This is a genomic window from Oleiphilus sp. HI0128, from assembly GCF_001635365.1.
Map to the genome: position 1 here is coordinate 1 of NZ_LWGG01000688.1, position 331 is coordinate 331.

The 331-nt window shown below is 41.4% G+C and carries 1 protein-coding gene; it reads right to left on the reverse strand.

Annotated elements, in window-relative coordinates; translation table 11 throughout:
• Positions 1–331, reverse strand: a 331-nt coding sequence (locus A3763_RS28515; protein WP_197482857.1) for a hypothetical protein, incomplete at both ends; no start/stop codon positions are given.

Genomic DNA, 331 nt, shown 5'->3' on the forward strand with positions numbered 1-331 from the left:
TGGAGCCATCATACATAACCCGCTTTTTCTCTGTCATGGCATAACGTCTACCCCGATTGTTATATAAGAATCTGCTGTTTGGATTTAATCCCTGGTATTGAGCGCTACCAATGACTGTTCCCCACTTTTTCTTAAGGCGATACTCAATCCAATCCTGGATTATTTCGCGACTTACTGGATTAGTAAGCCAAATAGTTCGTGGCTTAAGGCGCTTACAGATCTTGGCAGGAAGATGAATTTCTTTTCTTAATTCACCTGTAGAGTTTAAAAGAGATCCAGTTTCGATTAATGCGATTTCACTGACTCGCATAGCAGCATGAGAGAGAACCAG